This is a genomic window from Streptomyces tirandamycinicus (genome assembly GCF_003097515.1).
GTDB classification, from domain to species: domain Bacteria; phylum Actinomycetota; class Actinomycetes; order Streptomycetales; family Streptomycetaceae; genus Streptomyces; species Streptomyces tirandamycinicus.
In genome coordinates, this window is the sequence record NZ_CP029188.1 from 4439142 (window position 1) to 4462873 (window position 23732).

The window sequence follows — 23732 nt, forward strand, 5'->3', positions numbered from 1 at the left end:
GGGAAGCCCGCGGGCACCCGGCCGTGTTCCTTTTCCGCACGACGGATTCCCGGGTTCCGCACGACGGACGCCCGAGGGCTCAGCCGTGCGGGAGACACGACGGAATTGACGGGACGAAACGGACGAAGGGGCGGCACGCATGGGGATACGGACGCGGCACACCGGGCGGCGCTTCGGCAGGGTCACGGCCCTCGCCGCGGGAGCCGTCGCGGCCGGGCTGCTGACGGCCGCCTGCTCGGGCACCGGCGCCGGCCGGGCGGAGCCCCCGGCGAAGGACTGGGCCGGGCTGCGCGCCGAGGCACGCGGCCAGACGGTGAACCTGTTCATGTACGGCGGGGACGAGGGAGCCAACTCCTTCGTCGACGAGGAGGTCGCCCCGGCGGCGGAGAAGCTGGGCATCACCGTCCGCCGCGTCCCCGTGGCCGACACCCAGGACGCCGTGCAGAAGATCCTCGGCGATCAGCGGGCCGGCAAGGACAGCGGCGGCGCCGTGGACCTGGTGTGGGTCAACGGGGAGAACTTCCGCACCGGCAAGCAGGCGGGGCTGTGGCTCTGCGGGTACACCGGCCTGATGCCGAACCAGAAGTACCTGGACCGCTCCGACCCCACGCTCACCCAGGACTTCGGCACACCGGTCGACGACTGCGAGACCCCCTGGAACCGCGCCCGGTTCGCCTTCGTCCACGACTCGGCCAGGCTGCCCCAACCCCCGCGCACCACGGCCGCCCTGATCGAGTGGATCAAGAAGAACCCCGGGCGCTTCACCTACCCCGCACCCCCCGACTTCACCGGCTCGGCCTTCGTACGGCACCTGCTCACGGCCGGTGCGGCCGGTACCCGGCCGGTTCCCGCGGAGTACGGCGAGGACGCCTACGACGCCGTCGCACCCGCCCTGTGGAAGGAACTGAACGCGCTGAAGCCCGCCCTGTGGCGTCAGGGGACCACCCACCCCAAGGACCAGTCGGCACTCGACGACCTCTTCGCCGACGGCGAGGTCGACATGACGATGACCTACAACCCCGCGGGTGTCCCGGCACTCGTCGACAAGGGCCGGTTCCCGGCGACCACGCGCGTGTTCGTGCCCGAGGACGGCACCCTCGGCAACACCAGCTATCTCGCCGTGCCCAGGAACGCCGCCCATCGTGAGGCCGCGCTCGTGCTGTCCGACCTGATGCTCTCGCCCGAACTGCAGTACGCCAAGGCCCGGCCCGGCGGCTGGGGCGCCTACCCGGTGCTCGACCAGGACCGGCTGCCCGAGGAGTGGCGGCGCAAGTTCGCCGCGCTGACCACACCGGAGACGATGCTTCCCGCCGAGGAACTGTCCCGGGGCGCCCGGCCGGAGCTGAGCGGCGACTGGGTGGGCCCGCTCGACAAGGGCTGGAAGCGCGAAGTCGCCTCCGCCTCGTGACGGTTCGGACGCCATCGCGGACGCGAGGGCTGCTGCTGGCCGCGCCCGCCCTCGCCGTCGTCGGATTCGCCGCCGCCGCCCTGCTGCTCGCGGCCCGGGGCAGCCTCGCCGACGGTCTGGGCCGCGGCTGGAGCCTCTCCGCCTACGCGGACCTGCTCCGTGACCCCGCCCTCACCGGCTCTCTGCCGCTCAGCCTGAAGATCGCGTCCCTCAGTACCGCGGTGTCGGCCGCCACGGCCCTCGCCGTGGTGGGCGCGGTGAGCGGTTCCCGCCGCGGCCGGGCCGCCCTCGATGCCGCCGCGCGGGCCACGCTCGCGGTCCCGCACCTGCTCGCCGCCGCCGCGTTCGGCCTGCTCCTCTCCGGAGCGGGACTGCTCTCCCGGCTCGCCCGCGCCGCCGGGTGGACCGACGGGCCCGCCGACTTCCCCGCCCTGGTCGGCGGCCCCGGCCACACCGCCGTCCTGCTCACCTACGTATGGAAGGAAGCCCCCTTCGTCACGGTCATGCTGCTGGCCGCCTACACACCTGCCGTACGCGACCTGGAGACCGCGGCGCGCACCCTGGGCGCGGGACGGCTGAGCCGGCTCAGGCACGTCACGCTGCCGCTGCTCGCCCCGGCGCTCACCGAAGCGTGCCTGCTGGTCTTCGCGTTCACCTTCGCGGCGTACGAGATCCCCGCGCTGCTGGGCGCCACCGCACCGCGCGCCCTGCCGGTGGAGGCCGTCGGCCTCTACCGGTCGGTGGAGCTCGGCGACCGGCCGGGCGCCCTCGCCCTCGCGGTCGTGATCGGCCTGGTGATCGCCCTCGCGGCGACCGCCGCCGCCGTCGTCTCCCGCCGGCTGCTGCGCGCGAGGACCGGCCCGTGAGGCGGGCACTGCGCCTCACGGGCGTCGCGCTGCTCGCCGTCTGGGTCGCGGCTCCCCTGCTGCCGCTGCTGGTCTGGGCGTTCACCGGAAGGTGGGTGTACCCGGCGCTGGTGCCCCAGGACCTCTCCGTCCGCGCCTGGGCCCGGGCCGCCGACCCGCACCAGCAGGTGATCGCCGCGACGGGCACCTCGCTGGCGCTCGCGCTGGCCACCGCCCTGGTCGCCACCGTGCTCGGGGCCCTGGCGGCGCGGGGCCTGGTCCTGTACCGGCCGCCGGCCGCCGGGCTGGTCCGCCTGGTGCTCCTCGCTCCCGTCCTGGTACCGCCGTTCGCCCTGGCGGTCGGGGTGCAGGAGGTCTTCGTCCGGGCCGGGCTCGCCGACCAGCCGGCCGGGGTCGCGCTCGTCCACCTGGTCCCGGCCCTGCCGTACACGGTGCTCGTCCTGATCGGCGGCTACGCCGGATACGACCTCCGCATGGAGCAGACGGCGCGCACCCTGGGGGCTTCGCGGTACGCGGTGCTCCGGCACGTCACGCTGCCCGCGCTCGCCCCGGCGCTGCTGGCCGCGGCGACCCTGGCCTTCCTGGTGTCGTGGAGCGAGTACCTGATGACCGTGCTGGTCGGCGGCGGGGTGGTCACCACACTGCCGCTGCTGCTGTTCGCCACCGCCGCAGGCAGCGGCAACCAGGCATTCACCGCGGTCCTGGGCGTCCTCACCTTCGTCCCGCCGGTCGTGCTGTTCGGGACGACCGCGGCGATCATGCGCCGCCATCGGGCGGTCTGGGCCGAAGCCGATCCCTCGGCCACCGCCCCCGGACCAAGTCCCTCCACCACTCCCGGAATCGACCGCTGACCGCCATGAGCACCTCCCCCTCCGCTTCGTCCCCCGGCCTGCGCCTGGAACGGATCACCGTCACCTATCCCGGGCACCGTTCGCCCGTCCTGGACGGCCTCGACCTCGAGGTCGCCGACGGACGGCTGCTGGCCCTGCTCGGCCCGTCCGGATGCGGCAAGACCACCACCGTGCAGGTCGCCTCCGGCCTGCTTACACCGGCCGGCGGGACCGTCCGTCTCCGCGGCACCGATGTCACGCGGACCCCACCGGAGCGCCGCGGCGCCGCGGTGGTCTTCCAGCAGCCCATGCTCCTGCCGCACCGCACGGCGCTGGACAACGTGGCCTTCCCCGCGCGGGTCCGCGGCCGCCCCCGCCGTGCCGCACGCGAAAGCGCCCTCGAACACCTGCGGCGCGTCGGCCTCGACGCACTCGCCGACCGCTACCCCCGCCAGCTCTCGGGAGGGCAGGCCCAGCGCGTCGCCCTCGCCCGGGCACTGGCCGCCGAACCGGCCGTGCTCCTTCTCGACGAACCGTTCAGCGCCCTCGACCCGGGCCTGCGGCACACCATGCGCGACCTGCTCGTCTCGGTCCAGCGGGAGTTGGCGGTGACCACCGTCCTGGTCACCCACGACCAGTCGGAGGCGGCGGCGGTCGCCGACACCGTCGCCCTGCTCGACCACGGCAGGCTCCTGCAGCAGGCGCGGCCCGCGGACCTCTACGCCCACCCGGCCTCCCGGGCCGTGGCGCGCTTCCTCGGCTGTACCACCGCGCTGCCCGGCAGCGTCACCGCCCGGGGGCGATTCGCCTGCCCGCTGGGGGAGCTGGAACTGCCCGGCGCGGTCACCCACCGGGGCCCCGGACACCTCGTCATCCGTCCCGAGGCCGTCCGGCTGGGCACCGGCCCGGACACCGTGCCCGCCGTGGTGCGCGGCGTGCGCCCGGAAGGCCCGTTCACGGCGCTCGTCTGCGACACCGCCGCCGGGCCCGTGCACGCACTTCTGCCGCCGGGCCCCCCGCCCGCCGCAGCGGAGCGCGTACGGCTGCACCTGCCCGTCGCGCACCGCTGGGTCGTCGCCGGATGACCCTCCCCGGCCGGGGGTGAGCGGTACGGCGGTGGCGTGCCGCAGAGGTGTCGGCAGGCGTGCCGCGCGGCGCCGGCCGGGGCAGCCGTCGTCGCCCCGCCCCCTCATCGGGCGGGGCCACCGGGGCCGGTGGGGCCGGCGTCGGCGATGCGGCCGGCGTAGCGCCGCAGGCGGACCGATGCGAGGGAGACGGGGGCGCGCCCGGGGGTGCGCCGCAGGGACGCCTTGACCAGCTGAAGCAGTTGCAGGGTGCCGCTGCACGCCCAGCAGCGGGCGATGTGACCGGCCACCATCGCCCGGCGCGCACCCGTGAGCTCGCCGTCGGCGTACGCCTCGACATCGCCGCGCAACCGGAGATGCCGCAGCCTCTCCCGGCACTCGGCCCACACCTGCTCGGGTCCGGGGGCGCGCCGCTTCCTCATGGGGCGGGAACCCGGTCGGCGGCGCGGGTCATTCCACCACCGGCAGCGCGCCCTCCGCGCCTCTCAAGTTCGCTCCCAGGTTCGCTCTTCCCGGGTTCGCGCCTCCCGTCCCGTACCGCGCGCACGGGCGGACGACGGCTGACTACGGCTGACGACGGCTGGTGGCGGCTGACGACGGGCCGGTGACGGCGGACGACGGGCTGGTGACGGCGGATGACGGCGAATGTGCGCGAGGGAATGTTCGCCGGCGGACGGCGGGTTCCCGTCGTGTGGAAGACGAAGTGACAGCGGCGCCGGATCCGGCCGACGCGCGGGGAAGGGCGTTCGCCACCCATGTGCTGCCCGAGGTGGAGGTGCTGCTGAGGGTGGCGACGACGCTGACCGCACAGCCCGCGGACGCCGAGGACCTGGTGCAGGAGACCCTGCTGCGCGCCTACCGGTCCGTCGATCGCTTCGACGGCAGGCACCCGCGTGCCTGGCTGCTGACGATCATGCGCAGAGCCGAGATCAACCGGCATCGGCGCCGCCGCCCGAACCTGCTCGACGACCCGGACGCCGACCTGGACCGTCTCAGCTCGACGGGCTCGGCCGGGTCCGCGGAGGAGGTGGTCGTCGGCGAGGCCTTCGACGAGGTGGTGGACTCCGCACTGTCCGGCCTGCCGGACAAGCACCGGCAGGTGGTGCAGCTGGTCGACATCGACGGCCTCACCTACGCCGAGGCCGCCCGTCTGCTGGACGTGCCGGAGGGCACCGTGATGAGCCGCCTGCACCGGGCGCGCAAACGGATACGAGCCCGCTTGGTGGCGGCCGGACTGGCACCGAAGCGAGGTGTGATGTGAAGAAGCGTTCATGGTGGCGCCGACCCGCGGCCGAGCGCAGGATGAACTGCCTCCAGGTGGCCCGGCTGCTGCAGTCCTACCTCGACGGGGAGACGGACGAGGTCACCGCGCGCCGGGTCGCGGCGCATCTGGAGGACTGCCGCCGCTGCGGCCTCGAGGCGTCGGTGTACGCGGAGATCCGCAGCGCTCTCGCCCGCCGGGGGACGCCGGACGCCGAGGCGGTCGCGCGGCTGCGCACCTTCGGCGAGGCACTGCTGAGCGACCCGCCGGCCGCCGGCGACGACGGTGACCGAGGGGCGTCGCCCCAGGCCGGTGCCTGACGGCCGTCGCTCTCGGCGGTCGCCGTGCGGCGGCCCTGCGGTCGCCCGGCATGTGTCCGGCCGCCCGGCATGTGTCCGGTCGCCCGACACGCGTCCGGCCGCGGGGTGGTGCATCGGGTGACCGGTGCCGCAGCCGCCGCCCGGTGGCGCATCGGGTGACCGGGCGGCCCTTGCCGTACGCACCTGAGCCGTACCCGCCCGAGCCGTACCCACCTGAGCCGTACGCACCCGAGCTGTACCGGCCCGAGCCGGGCCCTCGCGCCCGGACCTGCCCTCGCGCCGGACCGGGCGCCCGTGGTACGCCCCCGCCCGAGCCGGTCACCCGCCGGTCGCGAGTCCCGTCTTCGCACCCGCCCCGCACAGCGGCACCACGGCCGTGCGGTCCCCCAGGCCGTGGGCCCGGACGGCCGCCCAGCAGGCGGCGCCGGTGGGCTCGACGAACAGGCCGCGGGCGGCGAGGTCGAGCTGGGCGGCACGGATCTGATCGTCCGTCACGGTGTGGAAGGTGCCGCCGGAGGCCCGCACGGCGGACAGGATCTGGCGGGCCCGGGGCGGATCGGGGATGGCGATGCCCTCGGCGAGGGTGGGCGCCGCTGCCGCCGGGGTGGCGTCCTGCTCGCCGGCGTGGAAGGCGGCGGCCAGCGGGGCGACCGCCGCCGCCTGCACGGCGATCAGTGCGGGGCGCTGGGCGATGAGGCCGTGCGCGTACAGTTCCCCGACGGCCAGATGGGCGCCGAGCAGCAGGGTGCCGTTGCCGGCGGGCAGGACCAGGGCGTCGGGCAGTCGGCCGCCGAGGTCCTCCCACACCTCGTACACATAGGTCTTGGTGCCGTGCAGGAAGTACGGGTTGTGGACGTGCGAGGCGTAGAAGACGCCGTCCTCGCCGGCGGCCGCGTGCGCCCTGCGGGCGGCCGCCTCGCGGTCGCCGGGCACGAGGTCCGGGCGGGCGCCGTGGGCGGCGATCTGCTCGATCTTCTTCGGGGAGGTGGCCTCCGGGACGTACACGGTGCAGTCGAGACCGGCGCGGGCGCAGTACGCGGCGATCGCGGTGCCGGCATTGCCGCTGCTGTCGGCGATCACCCGGCGCGGCTTCAGATGACGCGCGAGCTCGGCGAGCATCACCGCGCCGCGGTCCTTGAAGGAAAGGGTCGGCATCAGGAAGTCGAGCTTGGCGGTGACGGTGCCGGTGAGCGGGACCAGCGGGGTCCGCCCCTCGCCGAGCGAGACGGCCGCGGGGCCGCCGCCCGTGGCCCCGGCCGCGCCGAGCGGCAGTGCCTCCTCGTACCGCCACAGTGAACCGGCCCTCGCGGCCAGGGAGTCGCGGGGCACGGCTCCGGCGCTGAAGTCCAGGTCCCAGGGCCCGCGGCAGCGGGGGCAGCACCAGGCGAGCGACTCGACCGGGGCGCGCACGCCGCACACCGGGCACTGATAGTCCGTCATGTGAGTCAGGATGGCAGCCGTGGCCCGTGTGTGACGGGTCGCCCCCGCACTCTTGTGGGATTCCTATGGATCAGCCAACCTTTCGGGACGGCAGTGGTACGGCGAATCCCGCGGCCACCCACCGCACTGGGATTGTCATGCCCCTGTCGCATACCCCCACGGCAACGCACCACTGATGAGGAGGATCCCTCACATGTTCGTGATGCGTCACTCGCGGCGAAGACTGTCCGCGGCCAGCGCGACAGCCGTCGCCGCACTCGCACTCGGTACCGCCGCCGCCTTCCCCGCCACCGCCGCAGAGCCCGCGCCGGTGGGCGTGATCGAGAACGCCGGCGCCCCCGGTGCCATCGCCGGCAGCTACATCGTCACCCTGGACGAGTCGGCCGCCGACGCCGGTTCCAAGGCGGGCAAGGCCCTCGCCGCGGAGTACGGCGCGAAGATCAAGAAGACGTACCGCGCCGCCCTCAACGGATACGCCGTCGAGCTCTCCGAGGCCCAGGCCAGGAAGTTCGCCGCGGACCCCGCCGTCGAATCCGTCGTGCAGAACCGGGTGTTCACCATCTCCGGCACCCAGCTGAACCCGCCCTCCTGGGGTCTGGACCGCATCGACCAGCGCGCCCTGCCGCTCAACCAGAGCTACACCTACCCCGACTCGGCGGGCGACGGCGTCACCGCGTACATCATCGACACCGGTGTACGTATCACCCACTCCGACTTCGGCGGCCGCGCCTCGTACGGCTACGACGCCGTCGACAACGACAACACGGCGCAGGACGGCAACGGCCACGGCACGCACGTCGCCGCCACGGTCGCCGGCGGCTCCTACGGCGTGGCGAAGAAGGCGAAGGTCGTCGGCGTCCGGGTGCTCAACAACTCCGGTTCCGGCACCACCGCCCAGGTCGTCGCGGGTATCGACTGGGTGACGCAGAACGCCGTCAAGCCGGCCGTCGCCAACATGAGCCTTGGCGGCGGAGCCGACACGGCGCTGGACACCGCGGTCCGCAACTCGATCGCATCCGGCATCACCTACGCCATCGCGGCGGGCAACAGCAACGCGAACGCCTCCAACTACTCGCCCGCGCGGGTGACCGAGGCCATCACCGTCGGCTCCACCACCAGCTCCGACGCCCGCTCCAGCTTCTCCAACTACGGCAGCGTGCTGGACCTGTTCGCCCCGGGGTCCTCCATCACCTCGGCCTGGCACACCAGCGACAGCGCGACCAACACCATCTCCGGCACCTCGATGGCCGCCCCGCACGTCGCCGGTGCCGCCGCGCTCCACCTGGCGGACAACCGGACCGCCACGCCGGCGCAGGTCTCCTCGGCACTGACCAGCGCGGCGACCCCGAACGTGGTCGGCAGCCCCGGCTCCGGATCGCCCAACCGGCTGCTGTACGTCGGCACGGGCTCCACCCCGCCCCCCGGACCGCGGTTCGAGAACACCGCCGACTACACGATCAACGACCACTCCACCGTGGAGTCGCCCGTCACCGTCAGCGGCGTCGCGGGCAACGCACCCGCCGCGCTGCAGGTGCCGGTCAACATCGTGCACACCTACATCGGCGACCTCCAGGTCCAGCTCATCGCCCCGGACGGCAGCGCCTACACGCTGAAGTCGTACGGCACCGGCGGCAGCAGCGACAACATCAACACCACCTACACCGTGAACGCGTCCTCCGAGGTCGCGAACGGCACCTGGAAGCTACGGGTGAGCGACAACGCCACATGGGACACCGGCAAGATCGACTCCTGGGCCCTGCAGTTCTGATCCCGGGACCGCCGGACCGTGCCGGGTCCGGTGCCTGACCAGCGTCGAGGGGCGGCCGCGCCGTGCGGCCGCCCCTTCCGCGCATACCGGCTGTCCGTCGCCGTGGCCCCCGCCGTATGATCCGCTGATCCGCGCAGATGTTCGTACGGCCTTCGCGTCGGCACGGTCTTCGCGCCGGCACGGTCATCGCGTCGGCGTGGCCTCCTTGCCGGCATGGTCCATGGCCTTCGACATCGGCGTGGTCCTCGTGCCGGCACGGCCTTCGGGCCGGCGCGATCCCCACATCGGCGCGGTCTTCGCGTTGGCACGATCTTCCCAAGGAGCACCGCACCCGTGGAACCGTCGTCGCAGGGATGGACGCCTCCGGCCGGGTCCGGCCCGGCGCAGCCGCCCGACCCGCATCCGGCTCGGCCGGCGGTGCACCCGTATGCGATGCCGGCGGGCGTGCAGCCGGGCATGCCGTATCCGCCCTACGGGGCGGTGCCGCAGGGGCCCGGCACGAACGGTTTCGCCATCGGCTCGCTCGTCACCGGCGTCGTGTGCTGTCTGCCCCCGCTCGGCCTCGTCCTCGGACTGATCGCGCTGGCGCAGATCCGGAAGCGGGGGGACGGTGGCCGGGGCCTGGCCGTCGCGGGCACCGTGCTCTCCGTCATCAGCACCCTCCTCGTGACCGTGGGCGTCGCGAACGGCACCGCCCGCGAGGCGTGGGACGGCTTCCGCGAGGCGGCGCGCGAGAGCGCCGCCGTGGACTCCACGTTCGACCTGCGGACCGGGCAGTGCTTCGACACCCCCGGCCGGGGCGTGGAGGACGAGGAGGAGGCGGCGTCCGTCCGGATCGTGGACTGCGACCGTCCCCACGAGGGGGAGGTGACCGGGACCTTCACGCTCGGTACGTCCGACCGGTGGCCCGGGCAGGAGGCCGTCGAGACCGAGGCGGAGCGGCGGTGCGAGGACGTCAACAACGGCTATGCGCTGGACTGGTGGGCCGTGCCCCCGACGGCGGAGCTGTACTACTACGTACCGACCAGGGACGGCTGGCGCTTCGGTGACCGCGATGTCACCTGCGCCCTGGCGAGCGACGGCCCGAAGCTCGAGTCCTCCGTCCGCAGCGACCGGACGACCCTCGACCCGGCACAACTCGCCTACCTGGAAGGTGAATTGGCCGTCGATACGGCATGGTGGGAAGAGCCCGACGACCTCTTCGAGGACGATCCGGAGGCCAACCGCGCCTGGGCCGAGCGGATGGTGCGGACACTCGGCACCGAGGCGCGTGAACTGCGCGCCGGACCCTGGACCGCGGCTGCCCGCGAGCACGCCCTGACCCGTGCGCAGGAGTACGACACGGCACGCCGCCACTTCGGCCGGGCGGCCGGGGCCCAGGACGAAGACGAGTTCTGGAACGCCACGACGGATGCGGCCGACGCCTTCCGCGAGGAGACCGAGATCGCCGTCCGGTCCGCTCTCGGCCTCGCCACGGACCCTCCGGAGGAACTGGACGGCCGGCAGGAGCCGCCGGGCGACGGTACGACGGTCTGAGGCCCGCTTCCCGGCGTGCAGGCGCCGGCCCGGGGAGCCCCGGCCGCGGGCCCGGGCCCGCGGCTCCCCGGGCGCGCGGCGCACGCCCGGCGAAGCCCTCCTGCCCGTCGGACACCTCCACCGGGTAGGCGCCTGCCCCGAGGTGATTGTCACCTTGTGTGATTCGTTGGCCCATGCTTGCGGGGATCAACCGTCGGTTGCCACGCTGTTGCTGTCTGTCAACCTGTTGGGAGTGGCCAGTGACATTCGGTGAGCAGCCCGCCTATCTGCGCGTTGCGAGCGATCTCCGCCGGAAGATCGTCAATGGCTCGCTGCCGCCGCACACCCGCCTTCCCTCACAGGCCCGGATTCGCGAGGAGTACGGCGTCTCGGACACCGTCGCGCTGGAGGCGCGGAAGGTGCTGATGGCCGAGGGACTGGTGGAGGGGCGCTCCGGCTCGGGGACGTACGTACGGGAGCGCCCGGTGCCGCGGCGCATCGCCCGCTCGGGTTACCGCCCGCCCGCCGGTGCCAATCCCTTCCGCCAGGAGCAGGCCGCGGAGGGCGCCCGCGGGACCTGGGAGTCGAGCAGCGAGCAGGAGCCGGCGAGCGCCTCCGTGGCGGGCAGGCTGGGGGTCGCCCCCGGCGACCGTGTGATGCGTACGAGATACGTCTTCCGGGACTCCGGCGAGCCGGCGATGCTGTCGACCTCCTGGGAACCGCTCTCGATCACGGGCCGCACACCGGTGATGCTGCCCGAGGAGGGGCCGCTCGGCGGCTGCGGCGTCGTCGAGCGGATGGGGGCCATCGACGTCGTCGTGGACAACGTGGTCGAGGAGGTCGGCGCCCGGCCGGGCCTGGCGGAGGAGCTGCTCACCCTCGGGGGGGTGCCCGGTCATGTGGTGATGGTCATTCAGCGCACCTACTACGCGTCGGGGCGCGCGGTCGAGACGGCGGACGTGGTCGTACCGGCGGACCGGTTCCGACTCGCGTACCACCTGCCGGTGCGCTGACCTCGCCGCGGGTACCGGCGCGCGCCGGCCGTCGGTGCGGCACCCCCACGGCGCGGTGAAACCCCGCCGCCCCGCCGCCCCGGCGTCTCGTTGCCTCGTTGCCTCGTCGCCGCGAGCCGCTGTCACGCGCCGCGCACCTGCCGCCGGGCCGCCGCCGGTGCGCCGGACGAACCGCGAGTCCGGCCGCGCCGTCCATCGCGGCCGGACTCGCCCCGAGGTCCCGCCGGTTGGCGCTCCCGGGTGCCGAAGGCGGAGCTGCCCGGGCTGCCCGGACGCCCCCGATGCGGTCCGGACGGCCCCGGTACGGTGTCGCCGCCCACCGCGCCGCTCGTGCACACCGTGCCCGGCGGACGCCGCCGACGGGCGGGGGCCTCCGCCGAAGGGCTCCTCGGCTGCGACGCGATGCAGGGGCGCACTCGGCCATGTGCGCCCCGTGTGGATGAGGGGACGCTGGCCGGATCCGTCTCTCTTCGTGAAAACACGTATCCGCTGAGTGAAGGTCAGGCGTAGGCTCGGGCATATGCAGACTGCGGTTTCCTGGGGATGGTTAGAGAAGTGCAGGCCGGCGGCGGGAGAGGCGCGATGACCGATGGCGGCGCGATGCTGCCCTGGCTGGTGATCCGCCAGGACGACAACGGCAATCGCTATCGCGTGGGCAGGTACGCCACACAGGACGAGGCGCAGAAGATCGCTGACAGCCTCGGCGACCGTGGCTCCGAGCAGCTCTACTGGGTGGAGCACATGGGGCAGGCCGCGCCCTCCTGAGGCGCTCCCGCGGCGGCGGTGGCCTGGTCGGCGCGCACTGGCCGGTGGCGCTGCGGTCCACCGCCGCCGCGGCGCACTCCGTGCGGTGCCGCGTGCCCGCGCCGCCGCGCGAGCACCCCCGCGCGTGCGACCCACCGCGCAGCCGTCCGCCGCCCGCACGCCACCCGTGCCCGGGAGCACCCCCGCGCGTGCGACCCCCGCGCGCGATCGGCCCGCGCCACCGCGCCACCGGCCCGCGCCAACGGCCCGCCCGCACCCCGCGCGTGCGACCGCGCCCGTGTCACGGGCCCTGCCACCGGGCCCTCCCGCCGGCCCGGGCCACCGGCCCGCCCGCAGACCGGGGCACCCCGTATCGCGGGCTACGCTCCCGCCCATGACAGATCGTGTGAACGCGCGCGTCGTCGTGGCCGGGGCGCTGTACGACCGGGGGCGGTTGCTCGCCGCCCGTCGCAGCGCGCCGCCCGAGTTCGCCGGACGCTGGGAGCTGCCCGGCGGCAAGCTCGAACCCGGTGAGTCCCCCGAGGAGGCCCTCGTACGCGAGCTGCGCGAGGAGCTGGGTGTGGAGGCCGAGCCGGTCGAGCGCGTCCCCGGCGAGTGGCCGCTGGGCCCCGGCTATGTGCTGCAGGTCTGGACGGCTCGGCTGATCTCGGGTCAGCCGAGCCCGCTGGAGGACCATGACGAGCTGCGCTGGCTCGCCGCCGGCGAACTGGACACCGTGGACTGGCTGCCCCAGGACCGCCCAGCGGTCGAGGAGGTCGCGCGCCGGCTGCTGCGGGACCGCCCGGGGGGCGCACGCGGCTGAATTCCTGCGCTCTTCGTACCATCGCGCGCCCCTCTCGGGGGTACGTCACGCAAAATATCGGGTATGTCCTGATTGCCGTCCCATAGAGGACGGGATTCCGTGGCAGGTCCGGGAAGTGGTCGGCGTGATCGACACCGGCGGCGCATGCGCCGAGTGGACCTTCCCTGCCGAGCCGGACGCCGCGCGCTCCGCCCGCCATGCCGTCCGCGACGCCCTGCGGCAGTGGGGGCTCGATCCCGCCCTGGTCGATGTGACGGTCCTCCTGGTCAGTGAGCTGGTGACCAATTCCCTTCGGTACACCTCCGGGCCCATCGGGGTCCGCCTGGTCCGGCCCGCCGTCGACGGGTCCGCCCCGCCGCGGGCCCCCGCACTGCTCGTGGAGGTCTCCGATCCGCTTCCGGATCCACCCCGGGAGCGTCCCGCCGGGCCCGATGACGAGGGGGGACGCGGACTGCAACTGGTGGCGTGCACGGCCCGCCGCTGGGGGACGCGGCGAGGCAGAACGGGTAAGACCGTGTGGTTCGAGCTGCCCGTGCCTGGTTAGGAGTGTGGGGGGACGACGATCACCGCGGGCCCGGCTCGAAACGAACGAGACCGTGCTGTGATCGTGAACGCCGTGCCGCCAGGCGCCGTAGTGCTGAATACTTCGGGCATGGCCGGTCCGGTGCGGTGAGCTGGAGGGGACGGTCGCGTGAGCGAGATACCTGAGACGGCAAGCGGCGTGGTGTGGCAGAGCAGTCCGCCCGGCTCCATCTACGACTACATCAAGGTCGCGTCGTTCTCGATCGGTCCGGACGGGCTGGTCGACCAGTGGAGCCGCCGTGCCGTCGAGCAGTTCGGCATCGCCGCCGAGGAGGTCAGGGGCAAGGATCCCGTCGCCGTCTTCATCCCCTCGGAGCTCCGCACACGAGGTCACCGCAAGATCGCCGAGATTCTGGACGGCAAGGAGTGGACCGGTCTCGTCCCCTTCCGCCTGCCCGGCGAGCGCGGCGCGCACGGACTGGCCGAGGTCTACGTCATGCCGAGTGAGACGGAGAACGGCGAGCGTGCCGCGCTCTGTATCGTCGTCGACGTACGCGCCCTACGGCGGATCGAGACGGACCTCGCCGCTTCGCAGGCGATTTTCGGTCAATCTCCTTTTGGCTTTCTTCTGTTCGGTCCCGACCTCACCGTGCTGCGGGCCAACGAGCGCTTCGCGACCGTGTTCGGCGGATCCGCGGAGGACCACCGGGGCCGGACCGTGTACGACTACCTCTCCCGCCCCGAGGCGGAACGGATGAACGCGGCCCTCCAACGGGTGCTGGAAACGGGGGAGTCCGTCACCGAACTCCAGATCGTCGGCAGTGCCCCGGGCACCTCCGACCGGCGGCACTGGTCCGTCAACCTCTACCGCGTGCACAGCGGTTCCGGCCGCCCCGTCGGGGTCGCGGGCCTCGGCATCGACGTGACACGTCGTCATATCGCAGCACGTGAGGCCGCCAGCGCCCGCCGCAACCTCGCCCTGCTCAACGAGGCCAGCGCCCGGATCGGCAACTCCCTCGACCTCGAGACCACCGCACGCGAACTCCTCGACGTCGCCGTCCCCGGCTTCTGCGACCTCGCCTCCGTGGACCTCTACCTGGGGCTGCTCACGGGCGACGAGGCCCCGCCGGGACGCTGGGGCCCGGCCCGGCCGGAGAGCTACGGCGGCAGCGCGGAACTGCGCCGGGTCGCCTTCGCCAGCACCGTCTCCGAGACCCTGCTGGGCGCCGCTGCCGCGGGCACCCCGGCCGGCCCCCAGGTCGGCGCGGTGCACCACTACCCCTTCAGCTCCGCCTGCGCCAACGCCCTGCGCACCGCCAGGGTCCGTCTCATCCCCGGCGAGGACGGCAGTCTCGTCCAGTCCACGCTGGCCGTGCCGATGGTCGCCCACGACACGGTCGTGGGCCTCGCCCAGTTCTCCCGGGCCAAGGGCAGCGAGCCCTTCGGGGAACGGGACCGGGCGCTCGCCGTCGAACTGGCCGCCCGTGCCGCGGTCTGCATCGACAACGCCCGCCTCTACCGCCGCGAGCACGAGCGCGCACTCATCCTCCAGCGCAGCCTGCTGCCGCCCGGCGACCCGGAGGCCGCCGGGCTCGACATCGCCTGCCGCTACCTCCCGGGCAACACCGCGACCGAGGTCGGCGGCGACTGGTTCGACGTCATCGAACTCCCGGGCCACCGCACCGCGCTCGTCGTCGGCGACGTCATGGGGCGGGGGCTGCGCGCCGCCGTCGCCATGGGCGAACTCCGCACCGCCGTGCGGACGCTGGCCCTGCTGGACCTGGAACCCGCTGAGGTGCTCTCGGCGCTCGACGAGATCGCCCGCGGCCTCGGTACGCCGAGCGGCGCGCAGCAGGCCTCCAGGGTCGCCCACAAGTCCCGCGGGCCCGAACTCTCCGAGGTCTACCTGGCGACCTGCGTCTACGCCGTGTACGACCCCGTGACCCGGCGCTGCACCTTCGCCAACGCGGGCCATCTGCCTCCCGTACTCGTCGAGCCGGGCGAGGAGGCGCTGATGCTCGACGTGCCGCCCGGGATGCCGCTCGGGGTCGGCGGCGAACCCTTCGAGGAGGTCCAGGTCGAGCTTCCGGAGGGCGCGCTGCTCGCGCTGTACACCGACGGGCTGGTCGAGTCGCGCGACCACCCCCTGGACGAGGGGCTCGGTGCCTTCCGCCGCGCCCTGACCGAGCCGGGCCGCCCGGTACCGGAACCCCGTGCCCCCGACGGTCCCGCCGACGCGCCGAACGGCGGGACGCCCTCCGACTCCGACGGCGGATCACGCTCCCGTTCGCTCGAGGACGTCTGCGACCATGTGCTCGCCACCCTCGACACCCGGCACGGCGAGGACGACATCGCGCTGCTGATGGCCCGTATCCAGGGCCTGGCGAGCGAGGCCGTGGGGGACTGGCGGTTGCCGCGCGAACCCCGGTCGGTCGGCCGCGCCCGCGAGCTGGCCCGGGCGCAGCTCGGCGCCTGGGAGCTCGACCCGCTCGTCGACACGGTCGAACTGCTCGTCAGCGAGCTCGTCACCAACGCCCTGCGGTACGGCGAGGGCGAGATACGGCTTCGGCTGCTGCGCGACCGCACCCTCGTCTGCGAGGTGTGGGACGCCGGACTGGTGCAGCCGCGGCGCCGGCGGGCCCGGGACACCGACGAGGGCGGGCGGGGGCTGCAGCTGGTCGGTCTGCTGAGTGCCGCCTGGGGCTCGCGCCGCACCCCCCGGGGCAAGACGGTGTGGTTCGAACTCGCGCTGCCCGACGGGGACTCCACCGCGGAGCCCAGCGTGGAGCAGCTGCTGAGCATGTTCTGAGCCGGCGCGGGGTGGGCCCCTCCGTGGCGGCCGCGTCCCGCGGCCGGCACTCCCGTCCCGAGGCCCAGACGTCCGTCCCGAGGCCCAGACGTCCGTCCCGGGGACCAGACGCTCGTCCTGCGGCCGGCACGCTCGTCCTGCGGCCGGCACGCCCGTGCCCGGGCGCGGACGCCCGGGCACGGATGAGGGGCCGGCTATGTGGCGGGCTCGCCCCGGCGGCGGATCCTGCTGCCCAGCCACACCAGCGGGTCGTACTTCCGGTCGACCGCGCGCTCCTTGAGCGGGATCAGCGCGTTGTCCGTGATGTGGATGCCCTCCGGGCACACCTCCGTGCAGCACTTGGTGATGTTGCAGTAGCCCAGACCGTGCTCGTCCTGGGCCGTGCGCTTGCGGTCGAGGCCCGACTCGGCCGCCGCGTCCAGCGGGTGCATGTCGAGTTCGGCCACGCGCATCAGGAAGCGCGGCCCGGCGAAGGCCGCCTTGTTCTCCTCGTGGTCACGCACCACATGGCAGGTGTCCTGGCACAGGAAGCACTCGATGCACTTGCGGAACTCCTGTGAGCGGTCCACATCGATCTGCTGCATCCGGTACTCGCCCGCCGCGACCCCCTGCGGCGGTACGAAGGACGGGACCTCACGGGCCTTGGTGTAGTTGAACGACACGTCCGTGACCAGGTCCCGCACCACCGGGAAGGCCCGCATCGGGGTGACCGTGACGGTCTCGGCACGGTCGAAGACCGACATGCGGGTCATGCACAGCAGCCGGGGCCGGCCGTTGATCTCCGCACTGCACGAGCCGCACTTGCCGGCCTTGCAGTTCCAGCGCACCGCGAGGTCCGGCGCCTGGGTCGCCTGCAGCCGGTGGATGATGTCGAGGACGACCTCGCCGTCGTGGACCTCGACCGTGAAGTCCTCCAGGCCCCCGCCGTCCCCGTCGCCCCGCCAGACCCTGAACCGAGCGTCGTACGTGCTCATTCGTACAGCTCCTCTTCGGCGAGGTACTTGACCAGCTCCTCCTTCTCGAAGAGGGCGAGCAGGTCGGGGCGGATGGGCTCGGCGGTCTTCCGCGCGAGGTCGATCTGGCCGCGTACCGGATCGGCAGGCGGTGCGCCGGGCTCCACCGGCCCGAAGGACGGCGAGCGGTCGGCGAGCCGGCACAGCAGATTGATCCGGCGCCACTCCCGCTCCATCGCGGGGTTGTCCTCGCGGGTGTGGCCCCCGCGGCTCTCGGTGCGCTCCAGTGCGGATCGGGCGATGCACTCGCTGACCAGCAGCATGTTGCGCAGGTCCAGGGCGAGGTGCCAGCCGGGGTTGAACTGGCGGTGCCCCTCCACGCCCGCCCGCCGGGCCCGTACCCGGAGTTCGGCGAGCTTCTTCAGCGCCTGCGCCATCTCGGACTCCCGCCGGATGATGCCGACGAGGTCGTTCATCGTCTGCTGGAGCTCCTGGTGGAGGGTGTACGGGTTCTCCGGCGGGGTGTCCGGCTCGGGCCCCTCGGCGCTGAACGGGCGCAGCGCCTCGGCCGCCGCCGCGTCGATCTGCTCCCCGTCGACGGCGGGCAGTCGCCCGGCGAGGCCCGCGGCGTACTCCGCGGCGTGCAGTCCGGCGCGCCGGCCGAAGACCAGCAGGTCCGAGAGCGAGTTGCCGCCCAGGCGGTTGGAGCCGTGCATACCGCCCGCGACCTCGCCCGCCGCGTACAGGCCGGGCACCCCGACCGCGGCCGCCGTGTCCGAGTCGACCGCGATACCGCCCATCACGTAGTGGCAGGTCGGCCCGACCTCCATGGCCTCCGCGGTGATGTCCACGTCCGCCAGCTCCTTGAACTGGTGGTACATGGACGGCAGCCGGCGCCTGATCACCTCGGCGGGCATCCGGGTGGAGACGTCCAGGAACACCCCGCCGTGCGGTGAGCCGCGGCCCGCCTTCACCTCGGCGTTGATGGCCCGGGCGACCTCGTCGCGGGGGAGCAGTTCGGGGGGACGCCGGTTGTTGTCCGGGTCCTCGTACCAGCGGTCGCCCTCCTCCTCCGACTCCGCGTACTTCTCCTTGAAGACGTCGGGGACGTAGTCGAACATGAACCGCTTGCCCTCGGAGTTGCGCAGCACCCCGCCGTCGCCGCGCACCGACTCGGTGACGAGGATGCCCTTCACCGAGGGCGGCCAGACCATCCCGGTCGGGTGGAACTGCACGAACTCCATGTTCAGCAGCGGCGCCCCGGCCAGCAGCGCCAGCGCGTGCCCGTCGCCGGTGTACTCCCAGGAGTTGGAGGTCACCTTGAAGGACTTGCCGATGCCTCCGGTGGCCAGGACGACCGCGGGCGCCTCCAGCACGAAGAAGCGGCCGGACTCGCGCTCGTAGCAGAACGCGCCCGAGACCCGGTCGCCGTCCTTGAGCACCCGGGTCACCGTGCACTCCTGGAAGATCTTCAGCCGGGCCTCGTAGTCGCCGAACTCCCGCTCGTCCTCCTGCTGGAGCGAGACGATCTTCTGCTGGAGGGTACGGATCAGCTCCAGCCCGGTCCGGTCGCCGACGTGCGCCAGCCGCGGGTACTCGTGGCCGCCGAAGTTGCGCTGGGAGATCTTCCCGTCCCCGGTGCGGTCGAAGAGCGCACCCCAGGTCTCCAGTTCCCAGACCCGGTCGGGGGCCTCCTGGGCGTGCAGCTCCGCCATCCGCCACTGGTTGAGGAACTTGCCGCCGCGCATGGTGTCGCGGAAGTGGACCTGCCAGTTGTCGCGGGGGTTCACATTGCCCATGGAGGCGGCGATCCCGCCCTCCGCCATCACGGTGTGGGCCTTGCCGAACAGGGACTTGCAGATGACGGCGGTGCGAGCGCCCGCCTCACGCGCCTCGATGGCGGCCCGAAGCCCCGCCCCACCCGCGCCCACGACGACAACATCCCACTGCTGCCGTTCGAGCTCAGTCATCGGTGAGCACCTTTCCCCTAGAAGAAGCGCGGATCGGCGAAGGCGCCGGAGGCGAGCAGATAGACGTAGAAGTCGGCGAGCGCGACGCTGATCAGCGACGCCCAGGCGAGCAGCATGTGACGTTCGTTCAGCCTGCCGACGAAGCCCCACAGCCGGTAGCGCACCGGGTGTTTGGAGAAGTGCCGCAGCCGGCCGCCGATGATGTGCCGGCAGGAGTGGCAGGACAGGGTGTACGCCCAGATCAGCACGATGTTCACCAGGAACACCAGGGTGCCGAGGCCCATATGGCCCCAGGCATAGGTCTCGTCGCGGAAGGCGAGGACCGTGTCGTAGGTGAGGATGACCGCCACCGGCAGCGCCGCGTAGAAGAAGTAGCGGTGCATGTTCTGCAGGATCAGCGGGAAGCGGGTCTCACCCGTGTACTTCGCGTGCGGCTCGGCGACCGCGCAGGCCGGTGGCGAGGCCCAGAAGCCCCGGTAGTAGGCCTTGCGGTAGTAGTAGCAGGTCAGCCGGAAGCCCAGTGGGAAGATCAGGATCAGCAGGGCGGGGGACAGGCCCCACCAGCTGCCGAAGATCTCCCAGTTGGGGCCGCCCTTCATCGGGACGCAGTTCTCGGCCAGACAGGGCGAGTAGAACGGCGAGACATAGGGTGCCGCGTAGTAGTCGCTGTTCGCGAAGGCCCGCCATGTCGAGTAGACGATGAAGGCGAGCAGACCGGCGGCGGTCGCGGCGGGCGCGAGCCACCAGCGGTCGGTCCTGAGGTGGCGGGTGGCGATGGCGGCGCGCGTGGCGCCGCGTACGCCGGTGTCGGTATGAGGTTCGGTGCCTGTGGCCAACGAAGCTCCTAGGGCGCGTGCCGGTCGCGCGCACCCAGGCCTTCGTCGTCCGAGTCCGTCCACAGCGAACTGTCGTACGGGGTGTCGGGAATGGTGACCAGGTCTTTCGGGCGGTCGGCCGGCTGGGTCCGGGATGCGTCCCCGCGCTTGGGCGCGAGGCTCCGCTCCAGCCGTTCGACCGTGCGGGTCAGGTCGTCGAGACGGCGTTTGACGTCCGTCAACTCGTCCTGCAGGGACATGAACTGCCCTCACTTCCGCGGTCGCGGTGGCATGCGGGTGTCTGGGGCTTTCCCCCAGAGGGCTGTGTGCGCCTGCGAGTGTCGCGCGTCACGTCCCCGCTTGTGAAGGCGTGTGCACCGATTCGGCGGTACGCGCCACCCGTTAGGGGCTTTCCGTTGGGCCGCACGGGTGGGGTTTCGGACCGCTCCGCCGTGTCGGCGTCGCAGCCCGCCCTCCGTCCTTTTCAGTGTAGGCGCAATAGGTGTGATCATCGCCAGAATCCACCGGATGCCCAATCAATCGGACGAAGGGGTACATGTCATGTCCGAGGTCGACGCCCCGCGCGGGAGGGCATGCTCCCGTACGCCGCGCCTCCGCACCCCCGGTGACCGGTCCGGCCGCACCCTGCCCGGCCGCACCCGCACCCTGCGCTCGGTGGCACTGCTCACCAGCGGTGTGCTGGTCCTGCCGGTGCTGGCCGGCTGCACGTCCGGGGAAGACGGCTCCGGCGCCGTGGCGGTCCCCTCGGACATCGGCCACACCGGGCGCGACCGCATCGAGAAGGGCGGCACCCTGCGCTGGGCCGTCGACTCCGCACCCACGACGCTCAACGCCTTCCAGGCCGACGCGAACAGCGCCACCGGCCGGGTCACCGGAGCCGTCCTCCCCTCGCTCTTCACGCTGGACCAGCGCGGCCGCCCGCAGCTCAACCCCGACTACCTGGAATCGGCCGAACTCGTCGACCGCGAACCCAAGCAGGTCGTCCTCTACAAGCTCAACCAGGAGGCGGTCTGGACCGACGGGAGGGAGATCGGCGCGCCGGACTTCGTCGCCCAGTGGCGGGCGCTCAGCGGCAAGGACACGGCGTACTGGACCGCGCGCAACGCGGGTTACGAGCGGATCGAGAAGATCGAGCGGGGCAAGAGCGACCTGGAGGTCCGGGTCACCTTCGCCCGGCCGTACGCCGACTGGCGGTCGCTGTTCTCCCCGCTCTACCCGAAGGAGACGATGGGCACCCCGGCGTCCTTCAACGACGGGGCCCGCTCGGAACTCCCGGTGACCGCGGGGCCCTTCGCCCTGCAGAAGCTCGACGGCGAGGAGGGCACCGTCACCCTCGTCCGCAACCCGCGCTGGTGGGGGGATCCGGCCAAGCTCGACTCGATCGTGCTGCGGGCCGTGCCGCGCGACCGGCGCGCCGCGGCCCTCGCCACCGGCGACGTCGATATCGCCGAGATCGACCGGGGCGTCGCGGACCGTATCGCGGTGGCGCACAAGGACCCGGAGGGCGGGAGCGGCGGCAGCGGTCCGGGCGCCGCGTCCGCGACGGCCGGGGAATCCGGCGGAGGCTCGGAGCAGGAACGTTCCGCCGGAGCCGCCGGAGCCGCCGGAGCCGCCGGAGCCGCCGGAGCCGCCGGGGAGACCGCGGACGGCGGCGGGCCGCTGGCGCGGGGGCGCGGCGACGCCGGGCCGACCAGGTTCAGCAGCGAGCAGACCGGGCTGCGCGGATTCGTGGTCCGCAAGTCCCTGGAGCCCGCCTACACCCAGCTCGCCCTCAACGGGGAGTCCGGACCGCTCGCGGACGAGCGGGTACGGCGTGCGGTGGCCCGGGCGCTGGACCGCCGGGCACTCGCCGAGACCGTACTGAAGCCCCTGGGGCTGCCCGCGAAGCCCGTCGGCAGCCATCTCGCGCTCGCCGGGCAGCCCGCCTACGCGGACAGCAGCGGTGCGCTCGGCGGCCAGGACACCGAGGAGGCCCAGGCACTGCTCGCCGACGCGGGCTGGACCCCGGAGGGCGCCCGGGCGGCGGATTCAGGTACCAAGGCGGGTCCCGAGCAGAGCCCCGCCGCCGGGAGCCCGGCGGCGCAGAGTCCGGCCGTGCAGAGTCCGGCGGCGCAGAGTCCGGCCGTGCATGGTCCGGCGGCGCAGAGTCCGGCGGCGCAGAGTCCGGCCGCAGGGAGCCCGGCGCAGGAGGGCGGCCCGGCGGCGCAGGGTCCGGCCGCACAGGGTCCGTCCGCGCCGAGCGCCGGTGTGCGGGGTCCGTCCGCGCCGAGTCCCGGTGTGCAGGGTCCGTCGGCGGCCGGCGCCCCGGCCCCGGGCGCGCCGCAGAGCCCGCCGGCCGCGGGTGCTGCCGGCGCCGGGTCCGCCGACGGCGCGGCGGCCCCCGGCGGCGGCGGTGACGACAAGCCCGGTGCCCGCGGTCCCGTGGCGCTTCCCGGCGGCAGCGACGGGGACAAGGCGATGCCCGAGGCGTACGGCAGGGAAGGTGGGGTCGCGGGCGCCTACGCACCGGTCGGTACCAGGGCCCCGGGCCGGAACCCGGTCGCGGGACCGCTCGGCAAGGACGGCCAGCCGCTCAACCTGCGCTTCGTCCTCCCCTCGGGCCCGGGATCCGAACCGCTGCGCACGGTCGCCGACCGCATCCGCACGATGCTGGACCGAATCGGGATCAGCACGGAGGTGAAGAAGGTCGCCGACGAATCCTTCTTCAAGGACCACATCGCCTCGGGGCACTACGACCTCGCGCTCTGGTCCTGGCCGGCCACGGCCTACCCGGCGACCGACGCCCGCCCGATCTACGCCAAGCCCCAGCCCGCGACGGACGGGTCGCTGCTGGTGGAGCAGAACTACACCCGGGTCGGTACGGACCGTATCGACCAGCTCTTCGACGAGGCCGTCTCCGAGCTGGACGAGAGGAAGGCCCGCGACCTGATGAAGCAGGTCGACTCCCGGATCTGGGCCGCGGCGGCCTCCATTCCTCTCTACCAGCGCCCGGAGCTGGTGGCCGCGAAGCACGACCTCGCCAACGCGGGCGCCTTCGGCTTCTCGGCACCGCGCTACCAGGACATCGGCTTCGTGAAGGCGGGACCGGCGCACGGCGCGGAACGGAACTGAGGCGGCGGCTCCGCATCGCGCCATACCGGCCGGTGGCGTGCGGGCGGCTACCCGGCCGCGTGCTCCTCGGGGTGGGTGTCCCTCGCCGCGCCGCCGGAGGTCCCGCGCCGGGGCCCGCCGGAGCTCCCGCGACCCGGGACCGCCGGGCCGGTGGCCGCAGGCGGGGGCGCGGGCCGGGGCCCGTGCGCGACCCGTCACGTCCGGTAGCGGCCGGGACCGGAAGGGCCCGCGCGCGCCCGGCGCCCCATCGGCTGCGGTGCGGGGCCGGAGCCGCACCGGCCCCGCCGCGGAACCCTTCGCTCCGGTGATCCGGACCTCAGAAGCCGCTCAAGTCCCTTGCCTGCCGGAGCTCCCGGCGGGCAAGGTCGTCACGGGTCGGATCGGCCCGGGAAGCCCCGTGCGCGGCGGCCCCGTACCATGGACACAGCCGTGGCGCGTCCGCCCGGCGGGCGTAAGAG

The 23732-nt window shown here is 73.5% G+C and carries 20 protein-coding genes; 14 read left to right on the plus strand and 6 right to left on the minus strand.

What is annotated here, in order from left to right; all coding sequences use genetic code 11:
• Positions 1–139: 139 nt before the first annotated feature.
• Genes DDW44_RS19740 through DDW44_RS19755 form a run of 4 tightly spaced genes read left to right on the plus strand, consistent with a single transcriptional unit; the run spans position 140 to position 4189 of the window.
• A complete protein-coding gene (locus tag DDW44_RS19740) occupies positions 140–1408 on the plus strand; it encodes an ABC transporter substrate-binding protein (RefSeq protein ID WP_108907235.1) in 1269 nt (422 codons plus the stop codon).
• Positions 1405–2274, plus strand: a complete 870-nt coding sequence (locus DDW44_RS19745) for an ABC transporter permease subunit (RefSeq protein WP_018889094.1) — start codon at positions 1405–1407, stop codon at positions 2272–2274. Before DDW44_RS19740 ends, DDW44_RS19745 begins: the two co-directional genes overlap by 4 nt.
• Positions 2271–3125 carry an ABC transporter permease gene (locus DDW44_RS19750; RefSeq protein ID WP_108907236.1) on the plus strand — a complete coding sequence of 285 codons (855 nt, stop codon included), beginning with the start codon at positions 2271–2273 and terminating at the stop codon, positions 3123–3125. The genes DDW44_RS19745 and DDW44_RS19750 overlap by 4 nt, the downstream gene beginning before the upstream one ends.
• Before the next feature lie 5 nt (positions 3126–3130).
• Complete coding sequence (locus DDW44_RS19755) at positions 3131–4189, plus strand: ABC transporter ATP-binding protein (protein ID WP_167455516.1); 1059 nt, start codon at positions 3131–3133, stop codon at positions 4187–4189.
• A 104-nt stretch (positions 4190–4293) separates the two neighbouring features.
• Here the strand turns inward: DDW44_RS19755 and DDW44_RS19760 are convergent, their stop codons facing one another.
• Positions 4294–4611, minus strand: coding sequence for a zf-HC2 domain-containing protein (locus DDW44_RS19760; protein WP_108907237.1), 318 nt, complete (start codon positions 4609–4611; stop codon positions 4294–4296).
• A gap of 281 nt (positions 4612–4892) precedes the next feature.
• On the opposite strand from DDW44_RS19760, the gene DDW44_RS19765 reads away from it, so the two are divergent.
• Positions 4893–5450 carry an RNA polymerase sigma factor gene (locus DDW44_RS19765; RefSeq protein WP_108907238.1) on the plus strand — a complete coding sequence of 186 codons (558 nt, stop codon included), beginning with the start codon at positions 4893–4895 and terminating at the stop codon, positions 5448–5450.
• Positions 5447–5770 carry an anti-sigma factor family protein gene (locus tag DDW44_RS19770; RefSeq protein WP_240800452.1) on the plus strand — a complete coding sequence of 108 codons (324 nt, stop codon included), beginning with the start codon at positions 5447–5449 and terminating at the stop codon, positions 5768–5770. Before DDW44_RS19765 ends, DDW44_RS19770 begins: the two co-directional genes overlap by 4 nt.
• Before the next feature lie 318 nt (positions 5771–6088).
• Here the strand turns inward: DDW44_RS19770 and DDW44_RS19775 are convergent, their stop codons facing one another.
• Positions 6089–7210: a pyridoxal-phosphate dependent enzyme gene (locus DDW44_RS19775; RefSeq protein WP_208647985.1), complete on the minus strand. Its 1122-nt coding sequence runs from the start codon at positions 7208–7210 to the stop codon at positions 6089–6091.
• A gap of 193 nt (positions 7211–7403) precedes the next feature.
• On the opposite strand from DDW44_RS19775, the gene DDW44_RS19780 reads away from it, so the two are divergent.
• The 7 genes from DDW44_RS19780 (at position 7404) to DDW44_RS19810 (ending at position 16404) form a co-directional block, all read left to right on the plus strand.
• On the plus strand, positions 7404–8978 hold the full coding sequence (locus tag DDW44_RS19780; protein ID WP_108907240.1) for a S8 family peptidase: 1575 nt from the start codon (positions 7404–7406) through the stop codon (positions 8976–8978).
• A gap of 456 nt (positions 8979–9434) precedes the next feature.
• Positions 9435–10514 (plus strand): DUF4190 domain-containing protein, encoded by a 1080-nt coding sequence (locus tag DDW44_RS19785; RefSeq protein ID WP_244224067.1) that lies wholly within the window; start codon positions 9435–9437, stop codon positions 10512–10514.
• Between the two features lie 239 nt (positions 10515–10753).
• A complete protein-coding gene (locus DDW44_RS19790; protein ID WP_017949246.1) occupies positions 10754–11506 on the plus strand; it encodes a GntR family transcriptional regulator in 753 nt (250 codons plus the stop codon).
• A 582-nt stretch (positions 11507–12088) separates the two neighbouring features.
• The gene (locus tag DDW44_RS19795; protein WP_017949247.1) at positions 12089–12271 is read left to right on the plus strand and encodes an SPOR domain-containing protein; all 183 of its coding nucleotides are present in this window, start codon (positions 12089–12091) and stop codon (positions 12269–12271) included.
• Positions 12272–12644: 373 nt separating this feature from the next.
• On the plus strand, positions 12645–13073 hold the full coding sequence (locus DDW44_RS19800; RefSeq protein WP_170812792.1) for a (deoxy)nucleoside triphosphate pyrophosphohydrolase: 429 nt from the start codon (positions 12645–12647) through the stop codon (positions 13071–13073).
• 115 nt (positions 13074–13188) lie between these two features.
• Positions 13189–13617, plus strand: a complete 429-nt coding sequence (locus DDW44_RS19805; protein WP_108907242.1) for an ATP-binding protein — start codon at positions 13189–13191, stop codon at positions 13615–13617.
• A 147-nt stretch (positions 13618–13764) separates the two neighbouring features.
• Entirely contained in the window at positions 13765–16404 is a 2640-nt protein-coding gene (locus DDW44_RS19810; protein ID WP_108907243.1) for a SpoIIE family protein phosphatase, read from the plus strand.
• 194 nt (positions 16405–16598) lie between these two features.
• Here DDW44_RS19810 and DDW44_RS19815 read toward each other — a convergent pair whose 3' ends face one another.
• The 4 genes from DDW44_RS19815 to DDW44_RS19830 are packed head-to-tail and all read right to left on the minus strand — an operon-like array spanning position 16599 to position 20402.
• Positions 16599–17378, minus strand: coding sequence for a succinate dehydrogenase/fumarate reductase iron-sulfur subunit (locus tag DDW44_RS19815; RefSeq protein WP_017949251.1), 780 nt, complete (start codon positions 17376–17378; stop codon positions 16599–16601).
• Positions 17375–19327, minus strand: coding sequence for a fumarate reductase/succinate dehydrogenase flavoprotein subunit (locus DDW44_RS19820; RefSeq protein ID WP_108907244.1), 1953 nt, complete (start codon positions 19325–19327; stop codon positions 17375–17377). Before DDW44_RS19820 ends, DDW44_RS19815 begins: the two co-directional genes overlap by 4 nt.
• A gap of 17 nt (positions 19328–19344) precedes the next feature.
• Positions 19345–20163: a hypothetical protein gene (locus DDW44_RS19825; RefSeq protein WP_108907245.1), complete on the minus strand. Its 819-nt coding sequence runs from the start codon at positions 20161–20163 to the stop codon at positions 19345–19347.
• A gap of 8 nt (positions 20164–20171) precedes the next feature.
• Positions 20172–20402: a hypothetical protein gene (locus DDW44_RS19830; protein ID WP_017949254.1), complete on the minus strand. Its 231-nt coding sequence runs from the start codon at positions 20400–20402 to the stop codon at positions 20172–20174.
• Positions 20403–20703: 301 nt separating this feature from the next.
• Here DDW44_RS19830 and DDW44_RS19835 point away from each other — a divergent pair, with 301 nt between their 5' ends.
• Positions 20704–23274: an ABC transporter family substrate-binding protein gene (locus DDW44_RS19835; RefSeq protein WP_108907246.1), complete on the plus strand. Its 2571-nt coding sequence runs from the start codon at positions 20704–20706 to the stop codon at positions 23272–23274.
• Positions 23275–23732 lie beyond the last annotated feature (458 nt).

Bases quoted from the DNA above. Each gene is read 5' to 3' on its own strand.
- DDW44_RS19830 (WP_017949254.1), bottom strand. From the start codon at position 20,402: ATGTCCCTGCAGGACGAGTTGACGGACGTCAAACGCCGTCTCGACGAC.
- DDW44_RS19785 (WP_244224067.1), top strand. From the start codon at position 9,435: ATGCCGTATCCGCCCTACGGGGCGGTGCCGCAGGGGCCCGGCACGAAC.
- DDW44_RS19755 (WP_167455516.1), top strand. From the start codon at position 3,131: ATGAGCACCTCCCCCTCCGCTTCGTCCCCCGGCCTGCGCCTGGAACGG.
- DDW44_RS19780 (WP_108907240.1), top strand. From the start codon at position 7,404: ATGTTCGTGATGCGTCACTCGCGGCGAAGACTGTCCGCGGCCAGCGCG.
- DDW44_RS19815 (WP_017949251.1), bottom strand. From the start codon at position 17,378: ATGAGCACGTACGACGCTCGGTTCAGGGTCTGGCGGGGCGACGGGGAC.
- DDW44_RS19775 (WP_208647985.1), bottom strand. From the start codon at position 7,210: ATGACGGACTATCAGTGCCCGGTGTGCGGCGTGCGCGCCCCGGTCGAG.
- DDW44_RS19835 (WP_108907246.1), top strand. From the start codon at position 20,704: ATGTCCGAGGTCGACGCCCCGCGCGGGAGGGCATGCTCCCGTACGCCG.
- DDW44_RS19760 (WP_108907237.1), bottom strand. From the start codon at position 4,611: ATGAGGAAGCGGCGCGCCCCCGGACCCGAGCAGGTGTGGGCCGAGTGC.
- DDW44_RS19740 (WP_108907235.1), top strand. From the start codon at position 140: ATGGGGATACGGACGCGGCACACCGGGCGGCGCTTCGGCAGGGTCACG.
- DDW44_RS19795 (WP_017949247.1), top strand. From the start codon at position 12,089: ATGACCGATGGCGGCGCGATGCTGCCCTGGCTGGTGATCCGCCAGGAC.
- DDW44_RS19800 (WP_170812792.1), top strand. From the start codon at position 12,645: ATGACAGATCGTGTGAACGCGCGCGTCGTCGTGGCCGGGGCGCTGTAC.
- DDW44_RS19820 (WP_108907244.1), bottom strand. From the start codon at position 19,327: ATGACTGAGCTCGAACGGCAGCAGTGGGATGTTGTCGTCGTGGGCGCG.